The organism is Streptomyces desertarenae (genome assembly GCF_042681365.1).
Classification (GTDB): domain Bacteria; phylum Actinomycetota; class Actinomycetes; order Streptomycetales; family Streptomycetaceae; genus Streptomyces; species Streptomyces desertarenae.
The window spans coordinates 154935-174796 of sequence record NZ_JBHUFU010000001.1 but is presented as its reverse complement, the minus strand read 5'-3'; the positions used below and the strand labels follow the sequence as shown (position 1 = coordinate 174796).

General features: G+C 73.2%; 13 protein-coding genes. 4 read left to right on the top strand and 9 right to left on the bottom strand.

Features of this window, described 5'->3' with window-relative positions; all coding sequences use genetic code 11:
* Positions 1 to 197 precede the first annotated feature (197 nt).
* From ACFSJS_RS00710 to ACFSJS_RS00685, 6 genes are all read right to left on the bottom strand, one after another.
* Positions 198 to 2984: a glycosyl hydrolase gene (locus ACFSJS_RS00710; protein WP_380895497.1), complete on the bottom strand. Its 2787-nt coding sequence runs from the start codon at positions 2982 to 2984 to the stop codon at positions 198 to 200.
* Positions 2985 to 3756: 772 nt separating this feature from the next.
* Positions 3757 to 6498, bottom strand: coding sequence for a pyruvate, phosphate dikinase (ppdK, locus tag ACFSJS_RS00705; RefSeq protein ID WP_380895494.1), 2742 nt, complete (start codon positions 6496 to 6498; stop codon positions 3757 to 3759).
* Positions 6499 to 6968: 470 nt separating this feature from the next.
* Positions 6969 to 8186 (bottom strand): ROK family transcriptional regulator, encoded by a 1218-nt coding sequence (locus ACFSJS_RS00700; RefSeq protein ID WP_380895492.1) that lies wholly within the window; start codon positions 8184 to 8186, stop codon positions 6969 to 6971.
* Between the two features lie 114 nt (positions 8187 to 8300).
* On the bottom strand, positions 8301 to 9167 hold the full coding sequence (locus ACFSJS_RS00695) for a carbohydrate ABC transporter permease (RefSeq protein ID WP_380895490.1): 867 nt from the start codon (positions 9165 to 9167) through the stop codon (positions 8301 to 8303).
* Positions 9167 to 10126 (bottom strand): carbohydrate ABC transporter permease, encoded by a 960-nt coding sequence (locus ACFSJS_RS00690; RefSeq protein ID WP_380895486.1) that lies wholly within the window; start codon positions 10124 to 10126, stop codon positions 9167 to 9169. The genes ACFSJS_RS00695 and ACFSJS_RS00690 overlap by 1 nt, the downstream gene beginning before the upstream one ends.
* Positions 10127 to 10188: 62 nt before the next feature.
* Positions 10189 to 11547, bottom strand: a complete 1359-nt coding sequence (locus ACFSJS_RS00685; protein WP_380896740.1) for an ABC transporter substrate-binding protein — start codon at positions 11545 to 11547, stop codon at positions 10189 to 10191.
* Positions 11548 to 11908: 361 nt separating this feature from the next.
* On the opposite strand from ACFSJS_RS00685, the gene ACFSJS_RS00680 reads away from it, so the two are divergent.
* Complete coding sequence (locus ACFSJS_RS00680) at positions 11909 to 13423, top strand: MGH1-like glycoside hydrolase domain-containing protein (RefSeq protein ID WP_380895484.1); 1515 nt, start codon at positions 11909 to 11911, stop codon at positions 13421 to 13423.
* Positions 13424 to 13469: 46 nt separating this feature from the next.
* On the opposite strand, the gene dusB is transcribed toward ACFSJS_RS00680, so the two are convergent.
* The 3 genes from dusB to ACFSJS_RS00665 form a co-directional block, all read right to left on the bottom strand.
* Positions 13470 to 14612 carry a tRNA dihydrouridine synthase DusB gene (gene dusB, locus ACFSJS_RS00675; RefSeq protein ID WP_380895482.1) on the bottom strand — a complete coding sequence of 381 codons (1143 nt, stop codon included), beginning with the start codon at positions 14610 to 14612 and terminating at the stop codon, positions 13470 to 13472.
* A 116-nt stretch (positions 14613 to 14728) separates the two neighbouring features.
* On the bottom strand, positions 14729 to 15055 hold the full coding sequence (locus ACFSJS_RS00670; RefSeq protein ID WP_380895480.1) for a hypothetical protein: 327 nt from the start codon (positions 15053 to 15055) through the stop codon (positions 14729 to 14731).
* Between the two features lie 301 nt (positions 15056 to 15356).
* Positions 15357 to 16739, bottom strand: a complete 1383-nt coding sequence (locus tag ACFSJS_RS00665) for a glycine--tRNA ligase (protein ID WP_380895477.1) — start codon at positions 16737 to 16739, stop codon at positions 15357 to 15359.
* A 172-nt stretch (positions 16740 to 16911) separates the two neighbouring features.
* On the opposite strand from ACFSJS_RS00665, the gene ACFSJS_RS00660 reads away from it, so the two are divergent.
* The 3 genes from ACFSJS_RS00660 (at position 16912) to ACFSJS_RS00650 (ending at position 19729) form a co-directional block, all read left to right on the top strand.
* A complete protein-coding gene (locus tag ACFSJS_RS00660) occupies positions 16912 to 17979 on the top strand; it encodes a metal ABC transporter substrate-binding protein (protein WP_380895474.1) in 1068 nt (355 codons plus the stop codon).
* Positions 17980 to 18047: 68 nt separating this feature from the next.
* Complete coding sequence (locus tag ACFSJS_RS00655; RefSeq protein WP_380895471.1) at positions 18048 to 18812, top strand: metal ABC transporter ATP-binding protein; 765 nt, start codon at positions 18048 to 18050, stop codon at positions 18810 to 18812.
* Positions 18809 to 19729 carry a metal ABC transporter permease gene (locus ACFSJS_RS00650; RefSeq protein WP_380895469.1) on the top strand — a complete coding sequence of 307 codons (921 nt, stop codon included), beginning with the start codon at positions 18809 to 18811 and terminating at the stop codon, positions 19727 to 19729. The genes ACFSJS_RS00655 and ACFSJS_RS00650 overlap by 4 nt, the downstream gene beginning before the upstream one ends.
* Positions 19730 to 19862: the final 133 nt, after the last annotated feature.

Below are 19862 nucleotides of genomic sequence, written 5' to 3'. Positions count from 1 at the left end.
GCCTCCCCGAACAGTACGCCACGGCTTCGGAGGCTGTCGGCGCACTCCTCGGAGGATTCAATTCCCTTTGCGGGCGCGGGAGTCGGTGCCCGCCGGAGCGTGGAAGGGCCGCCGTGCGCGCACCCGGGGCGACGGGGTGCGCGCACGGCGGCCCGGTCAGGCGGGGCCGCGCCGGCCGTACCGGCCGGCCGGCCGGCTCATCCGAAGGGGATGGTGAGCACCGAGCCGGAGCCCACCTGGAGCTGCGAGGGGGCGTTGCCGATCGCGCTCCACACCTCCACCCGGACCGTTCCGCCCCGCAGGTCGCCGAGGCTTCCCGAGGCCGACTTCAGTCCGGCGCGGGAGGCGTCGTACTCCTCCCAGCCGACGACCGGGTCGGTGGCGAAGTAGCGGTAGGTCTCCACCCGGTCGAAGGTGCCGTCGCCGGTCAAGTCGTAGGAGACCCGCGCCTGCTGGCCGAGCCCGACGGCCGTCCCCGCGTCCACCTTCAGGCGGAAGCCGGTGGTGCCGCCGGACTGGTGGGCGCCGTTGACGTTCCGGACCTCGTAGACGAGCGGCCGGTGGGGGGTGCCGTCGTGGTTGGCGCCGCCCGCCGAGGCGATGGTGTCGCTGGTCGGGGTGGCGGCCGCGGTGGTGCTCAGCGTCCCGCCGGAGCGCAGGTGGAAGGTGTCGCCGGTGGCGGGCGGGTCGCCCGGGTCGCCCGGGTCCGCCGTGCCGGTGCCGGTGGCCGTGGAGCGCGCCGGGACGGTCAACTTCCCGCCGTCGGAGAAGGTCACGGTCACGGCCGAGCCGGAGTGGTTGTGGGCGGCGTAGGTACGGGTGCCGTTCTTGGTGAAGACCGCGGCGGTGGGACTGTCGGCGGTGACCGAGGGGTCGGGGGCGCCGAGCGCGTCCAGGGTGGCGATCCAGTGGTAGGTGTGGGCCCTGGTCTCGCCCGCCTCCGGAGCGTAGTTCCCGCCCTGGGCGTCCCAGACGGCCTTGGCCTTCGCCGGGTCGGCCAGGGCCTGGAACTCCCAGTGGATGTCGCGCCACTCGACGGCCGGGCCGCCGTTGTTCCGCTCCATCTCGGCGATGCTGCGCCGGATGGCGTCCTTGTTGCGCGCCAGGTGGAGCGAACCGCCGGTCACGGGGAGGACGTTGATGCCGTGGATCTCCTCGGGGTTGGCGGTCCACCAGGTGGAGTAGGCGCCGCCGCTGCCCCAGACCATGCCGACCACGTCGTGCCCGAAGTCGCCGGGGTAGACGGCCTGGTCGGCGTCGAACCAGTACTGGGCGATGGCCTCGGCCTCGGTGGTCAGCAGGTAGACGCCGAGGTCCCGCAGGGAGGTGTCACCGGTGGCCGAACCCCACAGGACCAGCCCCGCGCTGAGGTTGATCGACTCCGAGGACGACTCCTGGTTGTTGCCCGCGGCGAAACCCGCGTGGCCCGCGGCCCAGCTGTGCCCGGCGTAGACGTCGAAGCCGCGCAGGAAGGGGAACATCGTGTCGGTGCGGCTGGGGTTGGCGGCGTCCCTGACGAGGGTCTTGACCATGCCGCCCCAGGCGGAGTCCGCCGCCCAGGCCCGGTCGTACTGGGCCACGATCGCCGCGGCCATCACGTAGTACGAGTAGTGGAAGTGGTGGTCGTTGAGTTCCTTGTCGCTGCCGTAGGAGGCGGGGTAGCCGATGAGGGTCTTCCAGTCGCGGTCGTAGGAGAACTCCGATGCGCCGCCGACGGTGAACCACTCCTGGAGCCGGCCCTTGATCAGCCCGAGCAGCCTGTCGCGGACGCCGGTCTCGCCGATCTGGTCGGCGATGGGCACGAGCTGGGCGAGCTTGCCGAGCTGCTTGCCCGTCCAGTAGGTGTCCGTGGCCCCCTGGAACGGGTCGGCGGCGTTCACGACCTCGTTCAGGTACCCGGTGAGCCGGGCCTTGTCCACGGCGGAGGTGCGGGGCAGGCCGGGCAGGACGCCGGCGACCTTCTGCGAGGTGGTGAAGGAGGCCCCCTCGCGGAGCTTCATCGTGCCGCGCGGCGAGGCGTAGGTCCAGCCGGTCAGCGCGTCGGAGGTGTGCAGCCACTGGTGGCGGTAGAGCGCCTGGAGGGTGCCGGTCTGGCTGCCCTCCTTGGCCGTCGTGGTCAGCGTGTAGGTGGCCTTCACCCGGCCCGCGGCCTGGTCGTAGTCCCAGGTCACCCGGGAGCCGGTGACGAAGCTGAAGGCGTACTTGCGGAAGGTGGCGAGCGCGTCGGTGCTCGGCAGCACGGCCAGCGAGAAGTAGTCCTTCGAGCCGAGGTTGGCGCGGATGTCGGTGCCCGAGACGGTCCAGTCGCTGCCGGTGGGGGCGAACAGCGCGTAGTGCCGGCCGCCGATGGTGACGCCCAGGACGTTGCCGTGGTCGGCGAAGACGCTCGGGGTGCCCGCGGTGGATATCTGCGCCGCCCCGCCGGTGCCCTGCGCGTAGACGTAGGGCATGCCGTGGCCGATGGTGGTGCGCAGGGTGCGGGTGCCGTCGGACCAGTAGGGGGTGACGGTCCAGTCGCTCCAGGAGTCGGCCTTGGTGTCGGGCGAGTTCAGGCCCGCCAGGCCGATGGTCAGGTCCCGCTTGTGCGGGAACTCGTACTGGCGGCCCTCGCCGACGATCGCGTGCGAGGTGGGGTAGCCGACCTCCAGGCCGCCGGAGACGGCCCGGTAGGTGAGGGGGTGGCCGTACAGGTTCTCGGAGTACGGGTTGCCGGGGTACCGCTTGAACGCCAGGGACGACCACCAGTCGTTGGTGGGCACCGGCTTGCCCGCGGCGTTCGCGGTGACCTTCGGCTTGACGGGAGCGCCCGTGTTGTCCTCGGGCCCTGCGGCCCCGGGGGGACGGGTGTCGCTGTAGCTGCCCTGGCCGACGGGGATGGTGGCGGCCGCGGCGCTGCCCGCGCCCACGACGCCGAGGCCGGTGGCGGCGGCCGCTGTGGCCACCACCGCCGCCAGCAGCGCGGCGGGACGTCTGCGGAATCTCATGAACGGCTCCTCGGAGGGGGGTTGAGGGGGATGAGAGCGCTCTCAGATTCCGGCAACGTAAATTTCAGCTAAACGTCCGTCAAGATGTTCGACAGAAGTGATCTTCAACGGCCGTAATTCGTTCAAGAGTTGACGCCTTATCTCCACTTTGCGCCGCTCCGGCCCGGCGTCCGTGTCCGGCGCCGGCCGGTCGGAGAGCCCGGAGCGGGAGGCTCCTTCAGGACCGGGAGCCTCCGCAGGAACGCCCGCGACCCGGCCGCCTCCTCCTCCGTGGTGGTCGTGACCGTGCCAGTGCACTGGGGCATCGCCTTCTTGATGTCGTCGCCACCGGGCGGGTTCTTCGTGTTTCCCCCGATCCTGGTGAGGAGCGTTCCGGCTCCTCCCTGCGCGATGGGATGTCCCGGAGCAGCAGGCAGCCGGAACACCGGCCGTGGGTTCCAGGGGACGATGCGTGTTCCTTGAGCATCGATGGACACATCGCGCCGGGGATTGTCGCCGTAGCCGGAACCGTCGCCGTCGTCCTCTCCTGACGCCCCGCCCTCCCGCCGGATCCGTCGCCTCGCCCGGTCCCGCCGTCGACGCACGGGGCCGGCACAGTCGAGGGGGTGCGGTGTCGTCGGCACCGCGCGAAGGCGGTCCGCGTACGGGAAGGGCTCCGGACGGGCGGGAGGGGCAGCGCCTCCGCACAGGCGCCGCCCCTCCCCGGGTGCCGGAGCCGGCCCCGCCGGTGAGGGTCGGTCGGCGGGGGCGGTCCGGCTTCGGATGGTCCGGTTCAGCGGCTGTCGCTGCCCTCCCCCGTCTCCATCGCCGCCGCGCGGCCGGCCTCCAGGCGGGCGACCGGAATGCGGAACGGGGAGCAGGAGACGTAGTCCAGGCCGGCGGAGTGGAAGAAGTGGACCGACTCCGGGTCGCCGCCGTGCTCGCCGCAGACGCCGAGCTTGAGGTCCGGGCGGGTGGCCCGGCCGGCCGCCACGGCGCTTCGCACCAGCGAGCCGACGCCGTCCTTGTCGATGGTCTCGAAGGGGGAGACCCCGAAGATGCCCTTCTCCAGGTAGGCGGTGAAGAAGCTGGCCTCCACGTCGTCCCGGCTGAAGCCCCACACGGTCTGGGTGAGGTCGTTGGTGCCGAAGGAGAAGAAGTCGGCGCACTCGGCGATCTGCCCGGCGGTGAGGGCGGCACGCGGCAGCTCGATCATCGTGCCGAGGATGAGCTCCAGGTCCACGCCGCGGGCCCGCTCGACCTCGGCGATGACCCTCTCGGCCTCCTCGCGGACGATCTCCAGTTCCTGGACGGTGCCCACCAGCGGGATCATGATCTCGGCGCGCGGGTCGCCCTTGGCGTCGATGCGGTCGGCCGCCGCCTCGGCGATGGCCCGCACCTGCATGGTGAACAGCCCGGGGACGACCAGGCCCAGGCGCACGCCGCGCAGCCCCAGCATCGGGTTCTGCTCGTGGAGGCGGTGGACGGCCTGGAGCAGGCGCAGCTCGTTCTCGTGCGGCTCCTTGCGGGCCTCGGCGAGCGCCACGCGCACCGACAGCTCGGTGATGTCGGGCAGGAACTCGTGCAGCGGCGGGTCCAGCAGGCGGACGGTCACCGGCAGGCCGTCCATCGCCTCGAAGAGTTCGACGAAGTCGCCCTTCTGGAGCGGCATCAGCGCGGCCAGCGCCTGTTCGCGCTCGGTGTCGGTGTCGGCCAGGATCAGCCGCTCGACCAGTTCGCGCCGCTCGCCGAGGAACATGTGCTCGGTGCGGCACAGGCCGATGCCCTGGGCGCCGAAGCGGCGGGCGCGCGCGGCGTCCTCGGCGTTGTCGGCGTTGGCGCGCACCCGCAGCCGGCGGACCCGGTCGGCGTAGGCCATGATCCGGTGGACGGCCTTGACCAGTTCGTCGGCGTCGTCGGCGCCGGCGTGCATGCGGCCCTCGAAGTACTCCACGACCGGGGAGGGCACGACGGGCACCTCGCCGAGGTAGACCTTGCCGGTGGAGCCGTCGATGGAGATGACGTCGCCCTCCTCGATGACCACTCCGCCCGGCGCGCTCAGGCAGCGCTTCTTGGTGTCCACCTCCAGTTCCTCGGCGCCGCAGACGCAGGTCTTGCCCATGCCGCGGGCGACGACCGCGGCGTGCGAGGTCTTGCCGCCGCGGGAGGTGAGGATGCCCTCGGCGGCGATCATGCCGTCGAGGTCGTCGGGGTTGGTCTCGCGGCGGACGAGGATGACCTTCTCGCCCGAGCGCGACCACTTGATGGCGGTGTAGGAGTCGAAGACGGCCTTGCCGACGGCCGCGCCGGGCGAGGCGGCGATGCCCCAGCCGATCCGCCGGACGCCGCTGTCGCCGATCCGGTTCTCGTCGAAGCGCGGGAACATCAGCTGGGCGAGCTGGGCGCCGTTGACGCGGCGCAGCGCCTCGGCCTCGTCGATCAGGCCCTGGTCGACGAGCTGGGTGGCGATGCGGAAGGCCGCGGCGGCGGTGCGCTTGCCGACGCGGGTCTGGAGCATCCACAGCTTGCCGCGCTCGATGGTGAACTCGATGTCGCACAGGTCCCTGTAGTGGTTCTCCAGGGTCTCCATGATCTCCATGAGCTGGTCGTACGACGCCTTGTCGATCGTCTCCAGCTCGGCGAGCGGCACGGTGTTGCGGATGCCGGCGACGACGTCCTCGCCCTGGGCGTTGGCCAGGTAGTCGCCGTAGACGCCCTGCTGGCCGCTGGCGGGGTCGCGGGTGAAGGCGACACCGGTGCCGGAGTCGGGGCCGAGGTTGCCGAAGACCATCGAGCAGACGTTGACGGCGGTGCCCAGGTCGTGGGGGATGCGCTCCTGGCGGCGGTAGAGCCTGGCGCGGTCGCCGTTCCAGGAGTCGAAGACCGCGCGGATGGCCAGGTCCATCTGCTCGCGCGGGTCCTGGGGGAAGTCGCGGCCGGTCTCGCGGGAGACGATGCCCTTGAAGGTCTCGACGAGCGCCTTGAGGTCGTCGGCGTCCAGGTCGACGTCCGTGGCGGCGCCCCGGGCGCGCTTGGCCTCCTCCAGGGCCTCCTCGAAGAGGTCGCCGTCGACGCCGAGGACGGTCTTGCCGAACATCTGGATGAGGCGTCGGTAGGAGTCCCAGGCGAAACGTTCATCCCCGGCCTGGGCGGCGAGTCCGGCCACCGAGGCGTCGGACAGGCCGATGTTGAGGACGGTGTCCATCATCCCGGGCATGGAGAACTTGGCGCCGGACCGGACGGACACGAGGAGGGGGTCGTCCGCCTGGCCGAGCCTCTTGCCCATCTTCCGCTCCAGGGCGTCGAGGTGCGCACTCACCTCGTCGCGGAGCGCCGGCGGCTCCTCGCCGGAGTCGAGGTAGACCTTGCACGCCTCGGTGGTGATGGTGAACCCGGGAGGGACCGGGAGCCCGAGGTTGGTCATCTCGGCGAGGTTGGCTCCCTTGCCGCCGAGAAGGTCCTTGAGGTCCTTGTTGCCCTCGGTGAAGTCGTAGACGAACTTCTGCCGTGCGTGAGGTCCTGCGTTTTCCGCCACGAGAATCGCGCTCCTCGCTGGATCCCTCGGCGGAGGCCGGGGGAAGGCTGCCCTGACGGCGGGGAGCGTACCCAGATCGAAGGCGTTCGAGTACGGCCACCATTAGGCCATGCGGGTGTAACCACCCATCTGCCGAAGGATCGAAAGTAAAGAGCTGACCAAGCGGCGCGTGGGACGGTTTTCAGGAGATGAACCGTCCACTCCGCTGCGTGGCCGGTGGAGCGCTCCACGGTGACACACGGTGATATGACACCCAGTGACATGAACGGAGAAGGGGTGGCACCCGGTGCCACCCCTTGGAGAAGTGCAGACCCGTGAAGATCGCTCATATGAGCGCCTCCGCTATCAAAGTGGCGAGGATCACGCCCCTGGTGGGCGCGGTGTCTCAACCATTGGACACATTCGCGCCCTCCTCCGCTCTGATGAGCGGAAGGGGGCGCGGCCCGCGGTGTCCCCGCCGGTTCCGCGCCTCACAGGCCCATCGCGGCGAGTCGGGCATCGGCCCGCTCCGGCTCGTACAGGTGCTCCACGACCATCGCCCCGGCGCCCACCAGCCCGGCGCGCTCCCCCAGCCGCGAGGTCGCCACCGTCAGGTGGGCGGTGCTGCGCGGCATGGCGCGCTGGTAGAGCAGCTCGCGCACCCCGGTGACGAACGGGGTCCCGGCCAGATCGCCCGCGATCATCAGCACCCCCGGATTGAGCACGGTGACGACGGTGACCAGCACCTCCCCCACCCTGCGCCCCGCCTCCCGGGCCAGCCGGACGGCGTCGGGGTGGCCCGCGGCCAGCAGTTCGCGCACCCCCGCGCCGGAGGCGGCCGGCACCCCGGCGGCACTGAGCCTGCCCGCCAGCGCCCGGCCGCTGGCCACCGCGGCGAGGCAGCCGTAGGAGCCGCACATGCACAGGGCGTCGGGGCGGTCGTGCAGCCTGATGTGCCCGATGTCGCCGGCGCCGCCGTCGATGCCGCGGTACATCTCGCCGTCCACCACCAGGCCGGCGCCGATGCCCGTGGAGACCTTCACCAGCAGGAACGCGGAGCAGTCGGGGTGGGAGGTGCGCTGCTCGGCGTAGGCCATGAGGTTGGCGTCGTTCTCCACCAGCACGACCGGACCGCCGTCCCGCCCGCTCCCGTCCGCGCCGACGTGCTCCCGGTAGGCGCGCCGCATCCGCTCGGGGATCGGGTAGCCGTCCCAGCCGGGCATGATCGGCGGCTGCACCACCTGCCCGGTCCGCCGGTCCACCGGCCCGGGCACCGACATGCCGATGCCGCAGACGTCCCCGGGGGCGGCTCCGGCCCGCTCCAGCAGGGCGGGGAACCAGCGCGCCACCCGGTCGACCACCCGGTCCGGGCCGTCCTCGATGGTCAGGACGCCCGACTGCTCGGCCAGTACCGCGCCGTTGAGGTTCAGCACGGCGGCCCGGCCGTGCCGGGTCTCCAGGTCCACGGCGAGGACCACGGCGTGCGTGCCGTCGAACTCCAGCCGGTTGGAGGGCCGTCCGCCGGACGGGCCTCCCACGGGGACGGTGGCGCCGTCGCGCAGCCAGCCCGCCCGGAAGAGCTGGTCGAGCCGGTTGCCGACGGTGGAGCGCGACAGTCCGGTGGCGCGCTGGAGTTCGCCGCGGGTGGTGGCCCGTCCACTGCGGATCAGCCGCAGCAGGTGTCCCGCGCTCGATTGGTTGCCGGTCATGTGCTCATCTTCGCCGCCCCTTGCGGAAGGTGCCCTTCCGGCCCCTCCCCCAGCGGCCGGCGGGCACGCGGCGGGTGCCCGCCGGGCCGCACCCGCACTCGTCCGCGCCGGCCCTCAGGCCTTGTCCGCCCCGCTGGTCAGGCCCTCGGTCAGGAGCCGTTCGGCGGCGAAGAACAGCAGGACCACCGGCACGGTCAGCACCACCGACCCGGCCATCAGCACGGTCTTGGAGACCTCGACGCCGCCCGCGAGCTGCTGGAGCCCCAGGGAGACCGTCCACCGGTCCGGCTCCGCGACCAGGAAGAGCAGCGCGAAGAGGAACTCGTTCCAGGCGATCATGAAGATGTACAGCCCCGTGGCCATCAGCGAGGGCACCGCGAGCGGCAGCACCACCTTGCGGACCGTCTGCAGCCGCGTGCACCCGTCCAGCGCCGCCGCCTCCTCGACACTGCGGGGGACGGTGTCGAAGTAGTTCCGCATCATGTAGACCGACACCGGCACCGTCTGGGCGATGTACACCACCGCCAGGCCCACCAGGCTCCCCTGGAGCCCCATCCTGGCGAACATCACGAACAGCGGAACGGCCAGCAGGGTGGCGGGGAAGAGGTAGACGGCCAGGAAGAGCACCCCCACCTTCCGGTCCCCGAAGAAGCGCAGCCTGCTGACGGCGTAGGCGCCGGGGACGGCCGCCAGCAGGGTGAGCGCCACCGTCCCCAGCGACACCGCGGCGGAGTTGGCGAGCATCCGCACGAAGCCCTGGCCGCCCTCGTCGGTGGAGCGCAGCACCTCCGCGTAGGTGGCGGTGGTCAGCTCGTCCGCGGAGACCCAGAGCCTGCCCGGGTCCAGCAGCAGCGCCTCGATCGGCTTCACCGACAGCAGCACCATGTAGCCGAAGGGGAGGACGGTGGCCAGCGCCAGGAAGGCGATCACCCCCCACCGCAGGGCCGCGAAGACCTTCTCCTCGGCGCGCGCCCGGCTCATCACGCCTCCTCCCTCGCGCGGTTGGCGAAGAACGCGAAGTACAGGCCCAGCAGGCCCGTCAGGACCACCGCCAGGACGAGCGCCTGGGCCGCGGCGGCCCCCACGTCGTAGCGGGCGGTGAGGAAGTCGTAGACCCGCACCGCGACCACCTCGGTGCCCGCTCCCCCGCCGGTGAGCAGGTAGACGTCGTCGAACTTGTTGAAGGTCATGATGAAGCGCAGCACGCTCAGCAGCGCGATCACCGGCATCAGCTGCGGCAGCAGGACGTACCGGAAGCGCTGGGAGACGGTGGCGCCGTCCACGGTGGCGGCCTCCTCCAGGGTGCCGGGGACGGCCTGGAGCCGGGCCAGCAGGAAGAGGAAGGCGAACGGGAAGTACCGCCAGGTCTCGAAGGCGACGACGGTCAGCAGGGCGAGCGGCACCTCGAACTCCAGCCCCAGCAGGGAGACGTCGTGGCCGCGGGTGGTCAGGAAGGCGATGGGCCGGTCCCAGCCCAGGAAGCGCCGCCCCCACTCGCCCACGATGCCGTACTGCGGGCTGAGGGCCACCTGCCAGACGAAGGCCACGGCGACCACGGGCGCGACGTAGGGCAGGAGCATCGCGGCGCGCAGCGGGCCGCGCCCGCGGAACGGCCGGCGCAGTGCGAGGGCGGCGGCCAGGCCGAGCAGGACCGACCCGGCGGTGCCCCCGGCGGCGTAGACGAGGGTGGTCAGCAGGCTGGTCCAGAAGCCCGGGGAGCCGAAGACGCTGTCGAAGTTCTCCAGGGTCCAGTCGCCGAGCAGGCCCATGCCCTGGATGTCGACGAGCCGGGCGTCCTGGAAGGCCAGCAGCACGGTCCAGGCGATGGGGAGGACGACCACGGCCAGGACGACCAGGAGGGTGGGGGTGACGAAGGCCAGGCCGGCGCGGTTCTCCCGCCGGGCGGCCGTCCGGGGTTCCTTCGGGTTTCGGGGTGTCATGGGGCGCGCACCTCGCGGATCGTGACGGTGGGTGGGGGAGGGGCCGGATGCGGGCGGCCGGGCTACCGCAGCGACGCGCGCAGCGCGGAGACCTCCTCGTCGGCCTCGCCCGCGGCCTCCTGCGGGGTGAGCTGCCCGCCGGCCATGGCGCTGACGGCCTTCGGCACGGGGAGTTCGCCGCCCATCGCGCCGACGAGGGTGCCCTGGCCCCGTCCGATGCCCCACCGGCTCATCCGCGTGACGCCCAGGACGAGCCGGTCCAGGAGCGCGGACGGGTACACCTCGTCCATCGGTTCGCGCCGGTCCACGCCGATCTCGCTGGAGCGCCAGGCGCGCAGGTGCCCCTCCGGGTCGCCGGGGGTGCCGGTGCGGACCGGGATCTTTCCCTCGGGGGCCATGCCGAACCAGTCCCGGTAGCCGTCGCCCATCATGTACTCCACGAAGGCGCGGGCCGCCCCGGTCTCGGCGCTCCTGGTGACGGCCCAGGAGGTCACCTCGCCGAACTGGGTGGGCCCCGTGCCCTCCGTCCCCTCCAGGGAGGTGACGACGCCGCTGGCGCGGGCCAGGAAGCCGCGGTCGTCCGCGCACTCGGGGCAGCCGGGGCGGGCGTCGTCGCGCAGTCCGGCCAGCTCGTCCAGGATGAAGGAGGACCACAGCAGCAGCGAGGAGGAGCCGGAGAAGTAGCCGGCGCGGGTGGAGTCGACGGTCTGGGTGCCGGGTGCGCCGTGTTCGCGGGCGAGGGTGTCGTACACCTCGAAGGCGCGGCGGCAGGCCGGCGAGTCCAGTGCCACCTCGCCGTCCGCGCCGACCATGTCGCAGCCGCCCGCCAGGGCCAGGCTCTCGAAGCCCTGCTGGGTGGCGGCGTCGCCCGGGTCGGTGGCCACGGAGGCGCCGACGCGCCCGCCGCCGTCCAGCTCCCGCGCGGCCCGCAGCAGCTTCCGGTAGGTGTCGGGGGCGGGCAGGCCGGCCTCCTCCAGCCGGTCGGCGCGGTAGACGAGCAGTTGCAGCCAGGCGTCGGAGGGGACGCCCAGGCGCCGTCCGCCGTCGGACGCCAGGGCGAGGGCGGAGGGGGTGAAGGTGCCGGCGTCCAGGCCGGCCACGATGTCGCCCGCGGTGCGGGTGTCGAGCAGGTCGTTGGAGTACATCTGCCAGAGCGGGCCCAGCGGGACCGCGCCGATGACGTCGGGCAGCTCACCCGCCGCGGCGGCCGACATCACCATCTGGGGGAGCTGGTTCTCGGCGACGCCGACCAGTTCGACCTCGATGCCGGACCGTTCCTCGAACCGGCCGACGACCTCCTCGGTGGCGGCCATCCGGTCGGGGAGGTTCTCCAGCGACCACACCGTGATCCTGCCGTCGGGTGTGTTCTCCGTCACTTTCGCGCAGCCCGCCAGGAGTCCCGCGCACAGGACGGCGGCCAGGGCGGAGGCGGCCGCACGGCGGAGGCCGCGGGTGCGCGGGGGCCGTTGCGCGCCTCCCCCGCGCCTCGACGGGCCCCTGCCGTGCGCCCTTCGTGTGTCAGGTCTCACAGCACCACTTCTGCCTTTCCGTAAGACAAAACCCTAGGCTTACAGAGGCGTAACCTAGGAGTCGTACAGACACCGGAGTTCTCGTGGAACCCGTCGCCCAACCCACCGAAGTCCCCTCCAGTACCGACCCGTCGGAGGAACGGCCGGCCAGGCGGCTGCCGCCGACCGCGTACCCCCGGCTCCGCGCACCTCACCCGGGCGTCCCCGCCCGCACCGCCTCCGGCGGCCCTCTCCTTCCCGGCCGGGCGGCCCGATGAGCGCCCTGCCGCCCGCACAGCCGTACATCCCCGCCCAGAGGTCCCGCACCGCCCACACCCCGGTCACCGCCGCACAGCTGCGGCGTGCCGCGCGGCGGGTGCTGCTGCGCAACTGGACGGGCGCCTCGACCGTGCCGTCGCGCGCCCTCTACCCCCACCAGTGGAGCTGGGACTCGGCGTTCGTCGCGATCGGCCTGCGCCACCTGTCGGCGGCGCGCGCCCAGCGCGAGCTGGAGACGCTGCTGGCCGCCCAGTGGGGTGACGGGCGCGTCCCGCACATCGTCTTCAACCCCTCCGTCCCGCCGGGCGCCTACTTCCCCGGCCCGGACTTCTGGCGCTCCCCGGCCGCCGGGGCCGGCACCGGGGCGCCCGCCCGGACGCAGACCTCCGGCATCGTCCAGCCGCCCGTCCACGCGCTGGCCGCCTGGCTGGTGCACCGCGCCGACCCGGCGGCCTCGCGGCGGCGGGGCTTCCTGCGGCGCGTGTACCCCAAGCTGGTCGCCTGGCACCGCTACCTCACCGACCACCGCGACCTGGGCGGGCACGGCCTGGTCTCGGTCGTCCACCCGTGGGAGCCGGGCATGGACAACAGTCCCGCCTGGGACGTCCCCCTCTCCCGCGTCGAGCCGGCCGACCCCGCCTCCTTCCACCGCGCCGACCTCGACCACGGCGCCGCCGCCGACCGCCCCACCGACCTGGACTACGCCCGCTACGTGCGGCTCGCCTCCGACTACCGCGACCACGGCTACCGGGACGGCGACGCCCCGCACCCCTTCGCGGTGGAGGACCCCGGCGTCAACGCCCTGCTGATCGCCTCCGAGCACGCGCTGGCGGAGATCGCCGCCGAGGTCGCCGCCGACCCCGCGCCCGGCAGGACCGTCCCCGCCCCCGATCCGGACGCCCACCGCGCGCGGGCCGCACGGCTGACCGGCGCCCTGGTCGCCCGGCTGTGGGACACCCGCTCCGGGATGTTCCTCTGCCGCGACGTGCGCGCCGGGGGGCACGGCGGGCGGGGCGAGCCGATCCGCGAGCGCAGCGTGGCCGGACTGGTGCCGCTGGTGGTGCCGGGCCTGCCCCCCGAGGTCGTCCGCGCGCTGCTGGAGACGCTGGGCGGCGCGCACTTCGGGCTGGGCGGCCCCGTGCGGCTGGTGCCCAGCTACGACCTGCTGGGGCGGGCCTTCGACCCGCGCCGCTACTGGCGCGGGCCGGCCTGGTTCAACGTCAACTGGCTGCTGGAGCGCGGGCTGCGGCAGTACGGCCACGAGGCGCGGGCCGACTCCCTGCGCGCCGCCGTGCTGGCCCACGCCGCCTCGTCGGGCTTCGCCGAGTACGTCGACCCGCACACCGGGGCGGGGCACGGCGCCCGGGAGTTCAGCTGGACGGCGGCGCTCGCCCTGGACCTGCTGTCGGGCGGTGTGCGCGCCCGGCCCGGCGACCGCACCGCGGTGCGCGCCGGGGCCCGCGCGCGGGTCCGGCCGGAGGCGCTGGTGCGGGGCGCCGCGCTCCGCTGACGCGCGGGGCCGCCGGCCGGGACCGGCGGTCCCGGCCGGGAGCGGGTCAGCCTCCGGAGGTGTCCAGCTCGGCGTCGGCCGCGATGCCCGTGCAGTCGTTCGGGTCGTCCAGCCAGCCGTCGGGCAGGACGACGCGGTTGCGCCCGGAGGTCCGTCCGCGCGGCCCGTCGGCGCCCTGCGGCCAGGGCTGGTCCAGGTCCAGCTCGCCCAGCAGGTCCTCCAGTTCGGCCAGGGAGGAGGCCACCGCCAGCCTCCGGCGCATCTCGGAGCCGACCGAGAAGCCCTTGGTGTACCAGGCGACGTGCTTGCGGAAGTCGATGACGCCGCGCGCCTCGTCCTCCAGCCACTCCCCCAGCAGCCGGGCGTGCCGCACCATCACCTCCGCGACCTCCCGCAGCGAGGGCCGGACCCGCTCGCCGGACCCCTCGCAGGCGTTGACCAGGTCGGCGAAGAGCCACGGGCGGCCCAGGCAGCCGCGGCCGACCACGACGCCGTCGCAGCCGGTCTCGCGCATCATCCGCACGGCGTCGTCGGCCGACCAGATGTCGCCGTTGCCCAGCACCGGGATCTCGGGGACGGCCTCCTTCAGGGCGGCGATGGCCTCCCAGTCGGCGGTGCCGCCGTAGTGCTGGGCGGCGGTGCGGCCGTGCAGGGCGATGGCGGTGACGCCCTCCTCCACGGCGATGCGCCCGGCGTCCAGGTAGGTGAGGTGGTCGTCGTCGATGCCCTTGCGCATCTTCATCGTCACCGGCAGCCCGCCCGCGCCCGCCACGGCCTCGCGCAGGATCGCCCGCAGCAGGGGGCGCTTGTAGGGCAGCGCGGAGCCGCCGCCCTTGCGCGTCACCTTCGGCACCGGGCAGCCGAAGTTGAGGTCGATGTGGTCGGCCAGGTCCTCGTCGGCGATCATGCGGACGGCCTTGCCGACGGTGGCCGGGTCCACGCCGTAGAGCTGGATGGAGCGCGGCTTCTCGCTCGCGTCGAAGCGGACGAGGCGCATGGTCTTGGCGTCTCGTTCCACCAGCGCCCGGGTGGTGATCATCTCGCTGACGAACAGGCCCCGGCCGCCGCTGAACTCGCGGCACAGCGTGCGGAACGGCGCGTTGGTGATCCCGGCCATCGGCGCGAGGACCACCGGCGGCCGGACCGTGTGCGGGCCGATGGCGAGCTGCTGAGTCATGGGCGTGGGCATCCTCGTGTTCACTGGAGTGGGGGCGGGACCCTCCATTGTCCCCCATCCGGTCCCCGTCCCGGGCCGCCCCCGCCGCCGCGGCGTTCGGGGCGCGCCGGGGCCGGCCCCGGCGCGCCTCAGCGTCCGAGGAGGACGGCCGCGTGGACGGCGAGGAAGCCCGCCGTCCCGAGCAGCCCCAGGATCCAGGCCGCCGGGATCGCCCCCGCCCGCGTCCCCCGGCGCGCGCCGTGCTCGGCGAGGTGGTGTGCGGCCTTCGAGGCCGCCTCGGACCGGGCCAGCCCCCGTGCCGTGTGCCGGTGGCCGCAGCTGCCGCAGGTGATGTGGCGCGTGACCTCCGCGCCGGGCCGCAGGCCGAGGGTGCGGGCGATCCGCACCTCGTGGAGGCGCCCGTCCGCGCCGTAGCCGCTCACCGTTCCCGTCGTCACCGTGGCCGTCGCCGACATCCGTCCCCCCTGGAGTAGTCCGGACCCCCGTCCGTGCGTGCCCGGCCGATCCTGGCGGCTTGCCGCGCCGCCGCACCAGGGGTGATGGCGGCAGGCTCGGAAGCCGGCAGGCTGCCGGAATCCGGAAAGTCCCGGCGGGAGCGCACCGGCCGGCGGGCCGGCTCCCTTCCTCACTCCGGCGGCGGGGTGACGGACGGTGGAACCCGCCGCCCCGGCCCCCGACGGCGCGGGGCCCCGGCGCCCGTCGGGGGACGGGTACCGGGGCCCTGCGCGTTCCGCGGCCGCGGGCGACCGCGCCGGCTCAGCAGCCGACCAGGCGGGCGGCCAGGTAGGACTCGATCTGGTCGAGCGAGACGCGCTCCTGCTTCATCGTGTCGCGCTCGCGCACCGTCACGGCGTTGTCCTCGAGGGTGTCGAAGTCGACGGTGACGCAGAACGGCGTGCCGATCTCGTCCTGGCGGCGGTAGCGGCGGCCGATGGCGCCGGCGTCGTCGAACTCGATGTTCCAGTTCCGGCGCAGCGCGTCCGCGAGGCCCTTGGCCTTCGGGGAGAGCTGCGGGTTGCGCGACAGCGGCAGGACGGCGACCTTGACCGGCGCCAGGCGCGGGTCGAGGCGCATCACGACGCGCTTCTCCATCTTGCCCTTGGCGTTGGGCGCCTCGTCCTCGTTGTAGGCGTCCAGCATGAAGGCCAGCATCGTCCGGCCGACGCCGGCCGCCGGCTCGATGACGTACGGCGTCCAGCGCTCGCCGGCCTCCTGGTCGAAGTACGACAGGTCCTGGCCGGACGCCTTGGAGTGGGCGGTCAGGTCGTAGTCGGTGCGGTTGGCCACGCCCTCCAGCTCACCCCACTCGCCGCCGCCGAACTGGAAGCGGTACTCGATGTCGGCGGTGCGCTTGGAGTAGTGGGAGAGCTTCTCCTTGGGGTGGTCGTACCACCGCATGTTCTCCTCGCGCAGGCCCAGGCCGGTGTACCAGTTCCAGCGCTGCTCCATCCAGTACTCGTGCCACTTCTCGTCCTCGCCCGGCTTGACGAAGAACTCCATCTCCATCTGCTCGAACTCGCGGGTGCGGAAGATGAAGTTGCCCGGAGTGATCTCGTTCCGGAAGGACTTGCCCATCTGCGCGATGCCGAACGGCGGCTTGCGGCGTGAAGTCTGCTGGACCTGGGCGAAGTTGGTGAAGATGCCCTGGGCCGTCTCGGGCCGCAGGTAGGCGACGGAGCCGGAGTCCTGCGTGGGGCCGAGGTGCGTGGAGAGCAGGCCGGAGAACTGCTTGGGCTCGGTGAACTGCCCCTTGACGCCGCAGTGGGGGCAGTTGACGTCCGACAGGCCGGCCGCGGGCAGGCGGCCGTGCTTGGCCTCGTACGCCTCCTCCAGGTGGTCGGCCCGGAACCGCTTGTGGCACGAGGTGCACTCGGTCAGCGGGTCGGTGAAGGTGGCGACGTGGCCGGAGGCGACCCACACCTCGGAGGCGAGGATCACCGACGAGTCGATTCCGACCACGTCGTCGCGCGAGGTGACCATGGAGCGCCACCACTGGCGCTTGATGTTCTCCTTCAGCTCGACGCCCAGCGGACCGTAGTCCCAGGCGGCCCGCTGGCCGCCGTAGATTTCGCTGCAGGGGTAGACGAAGCCACGGCGCTTGCTGAGGCTGACGATGGTGTCGATCTTGTCGGCGGCCACGGTGCTCTCTTCGTTACAGACGACGGAATACCTCAGGTTACCGGCGACCTCGGGGGCCGGATCAAATCGGCCCGGAGTTCGGGAGGCTGGACGGTCGCGCCCCCGTCCCGCGCCCGTTCCGTCCCCGCTTGTCATTTGACAATCATTTCCAACTAGGCCGAAAATGACTGTCATGAACGCTCGACGCCGCCCTCACATATCCCTTTCGCCCCGGCCCGGCGCCCTCCGCCCCGCCCGCCGCGCGGCCTCCCGCACCGCGCTGGCCTCGGTGACCGCCCTGGGCGCACTCGGCCTCGCGGCGTGCGGCACCGGGCAGGCGGGCGGGGACGCGAGCGACGGGGTGGACGTCGTCGCCTCGTTCTACCCGATGCAGTTCCTCGCCGAGGAGATCGGCGGGGAGCACGTCTCGGTCACCTCCCTGGTCAAGCCGGGCGTCGAACCCCACGACCTGGAGCTGGGGCCGCAGCAGACCGCCTCGATCGGCGAGGCCGACCTCGTCGTCTACCTCAAGGGCTTCCAGCCGGCCGTCGACGAGGCCGTCGAGCAGTCGGGGCCGGAGCACGTGGCCGAGACCTCCGCCTACACCGAGCTGCGGGAGCACGGCGCGCACGAGCACGGCGAGGAGGAGCAGGGCGCGCACGGGCACGGCGCGGAGGAGCACGACCACGGGCACGGCGAGGAGGAGCACGGGCACGAGGGCCACGACCACGGCGAGGGCACACTCGACCCGCACGTCTGGCTCGACCCGGTGAAGTACGCCGAGATGGCCGAGGGCGTCGGCAAGGCCCTGGCCGAGGCCGACCCCGACCACGCCTCCGACTACCGGTCGAACGCCGCGGAGCTGGCCGGGAAGCTCAAGGCCCTGGACACCGAGTTCCGCGAGGGCCTGAAGAACCGCGACACCGACACCTTCGTCACCACCCACGCCGCCTTCGGCTACCTCGCCGAGCGCTACGGCCTCCGCGAGGAGTCCATCGCCGGCCTGGACCCCGAGGCCGGGCCCAGCGGTGCGAGGATGAAGGAACTGCACGAGATCGTCGAGCACGACGGGGTCGGCACGGTCTTCTTCGAGTCCGCCGCCAGCGACCGCACCGCCCGCACCCTCGCCGACGACCTCGGGCTGCGCACCGACGTCCTCGACCCGGTCGAGGGGGTCACCGACGCCTCCCGCGGCGACGACTACCTCGAGATCATGCGGGCCAACCTCCAGGCCCTGCGGAAGGCCCTCGGCGCCGGGTGAGCCGGGCGGGGGAGGCAGACGGGACGGAGCGGACGACCGACCGGACGGAACCGGCGAGGAGGCCACCCATGGCAGACGAGCACACCACGGCGCCACCGGTGCTGTCCCTGCGCGGCGTGACCGCCTCGCTGGGGGCGCGCCGGGTCCTGCGCGGCATCGACCTGACGGTGGGGCGCGGCGAGGTCGTCGCCCTGCTCGGCGCGAACGGCTCGGGGAAGTCCACCACCGTGCGCACGGCCGTCGGGCAGGTGGCGGCGTCCGGGGGCGAGACGGAGCTGTTCGGCACCCCGCTGCGCCGCTTCCGCCAGTGGTGGCGCGTGGGCTACGTGCCGCAGCGCTCCACGGCCGCCGCCGGCGTGCCCGCCACCGTGCGCGAGGTGGTCTCGGCCGGGCGGCTGGCCCGCCGGCGGCTGCGCCCGCTGGGGCGCGGCGACCGGGCCGCCGTCCACCGCGCCCTGGAACTGGTCGGCCTGGCCGACCGCGCCGGCGACTCCGTGAGCGCCCTCTCCGGCGGGCAGCACCAGCGGGTGCTGATCGCCCGCGCCCTGGCCGGCGACCCCGAGCTGCTGGTCATGGACGAGCCGCTGGCCGGGGTGGACCTGCTCAGCCAGAGCGTCCTGGCCGACGCGCTGCGCGCGCAGGTCGCCCGGGGGGTGTCCGTCCTGCTGGTGCTCCACGAGCTGGGCCCGCTGGCCCCGCTGATCGACCGCACGGTCGTCCTCCACGACGGCCGGGTCGAGCGCGTGGAGGGCACCGCCCACCTCCACGACCAGGCGTGCCACCCGCACGGCGACCCCGCCGCCGAACCGACCCGGACCGGACTGCTGACATGATCGAACTCCTGGACTACCCCTTCATGCAGCGCGCGCTGCTGGCCGCGCTGCTGGTCGGCGTCGCCGCTCCCGCCATCGGCGTCTACCTCGTCCAGCGCCGCCAGGCGATCATGGGCGACGGCATCGGGCACGTGGCGATGACCGGCGTGGCGCTGGGTTTCCTGCTGAGCACCAACCCGGTGTGGACGGCCGTGGTGGTCTCCGCCCTCGGCGCGGTCGCCATGGAGCTGATCCGCTGGTACGGCATGGCGCGCGGCGACATCGCCCTGGCGCTGCTGTTCTACGGCGGCATGGCCGCGGGCGTCATGATCATCAACTTGACGCCGGGCGGCTCCAACGCCGATCTGCTGACCTACCTGTTCGGCTCCATCACCACCGTCTCGCCCGAGGACGTCACGGCCATCACGGTGCTGTCGGCCCTCGTCCTGCTGGTCTCCTTCGGGCTGCGCAGGCAGCTCTTCGCCGTCTGCCAGGACGAGGAGTTCGCCCGGGTCTCCGGACTGCCGGTGCGGCTGCTCAACCTGCTGCTGGCCGTCACCGCCGCCGTCACCGTCACCGTGGCGATGCGGGTGGTGGGGCTGCTGCTGGTGAGCGCCCTGATGGTGCTGCCGGTCGTCGCGGCCCAGCAGCTCACGCGCGGCTTCGCGACCACGCTGGCGTTCTCGGTCGCCATCGGCGTGGCGGTGGCGCTCTCCGGCACCACGGCCTCGTACTACGCGGAGGTGCCGCCCGGTGCCACGATCGTGCTGCTGGCGATCGGCCTGTTCGTCCTGCTCTCGGCGGTGGCGCTGCTGACGGCCCGGTTCCGGGCACGGCGCGGGGCGGGGCCGTCGGCGGCCGGCGGCACGGGCACCGGGGCCGGGGCCGGGCGGAAGGCGTCCCGGGGACCGGCGGACGGCGCTGCGGTCGTGCGGTGACCGGCGGCCGGGGGCCGGGGGCCGGAGGGTGGCCGGGTGTGAGAGGTGACACAGTGGTAAGGGGCACTCCCCGTCCGCGCCCGCCACACCTGGCACAATGGCCGATCAGCTACGCGAGGTAGCGCCGACTCTA

Bases quoted from the DNA above. Each gene is read 5' to 3' on its own strand.
- ACFSJS_RS00710 (WP_380895497.1), bottom strand. From the start codon at position 2,984: ATGAGATTCCGCAGACGTCCCGCCGCGCTGCTGGCGGCGGTGGTGGCC.
- ACFSJS_RS00700 (WP_380895492.1), bottom strand. From the start codon at position 8,186: ATGACCGGCAACCAATCGAGCGCGGGACACCTGCTGCGGCTGATCCGC.
- ACFSJS_RS00695 (WP_380895490.1), bottom strand. From the start codon at position 9,167: ATGAGCCGGGCGCGCGCCGAGGAGAAGGTCTTCGCGGCCCTGCGGTGG.
- ACFSJS_RS00690 (WP_380895486.1), bottom strand. From the start codon at position 10,126: ATGACACCCCGAAACCCGAAGGAACCCCGGACGGCCGCCCGGCGGGAG.
- ACFSJS_RS00680 (WP_380895484.1), top strand. From the start codon at position 11,909: ATGAGCGCCCTGCCGCCCGCACAGCCGTACATCCCCGCCCAGAGGTCC.
- dusB (WP_380895482.1), bottom strand. From the start codon at position 14,612: ATGCCCACGCCCATGACTCAGCAGCTCGCCATCGGCCCGCACACGGTC.
- ACFSJS_RS00670 (WP_380895480.1), bottom strand. From the start codon at position 15,055: ATGTCGGCGACGGCCACGGTGACGACGGGAACGGTGAGCGGCTACGGC.
- ACFSJS_RS00660 (WP_380895474.1), top strand. From the start codon at position 16,912: ATGAACGCTCGACGCCGCCCTCACATATCCCTTTCGCCCCGGCCCGGC.
- ACFSJS_RS00655 (WP_380895471.1), top strand. From the start codon at position 18,048: ATGGCAGACGAGCACACCACGGCGCCACCGGTGCTGTCCCTGCGCGGC.
- ACFSJS_RS00650 (WP_380895469.1), top strand. From the start codon at position 18,809: ATGATCGAACTCCTGGACTACCCCTTCATGCAGCGCGCGCTGCTGGCC.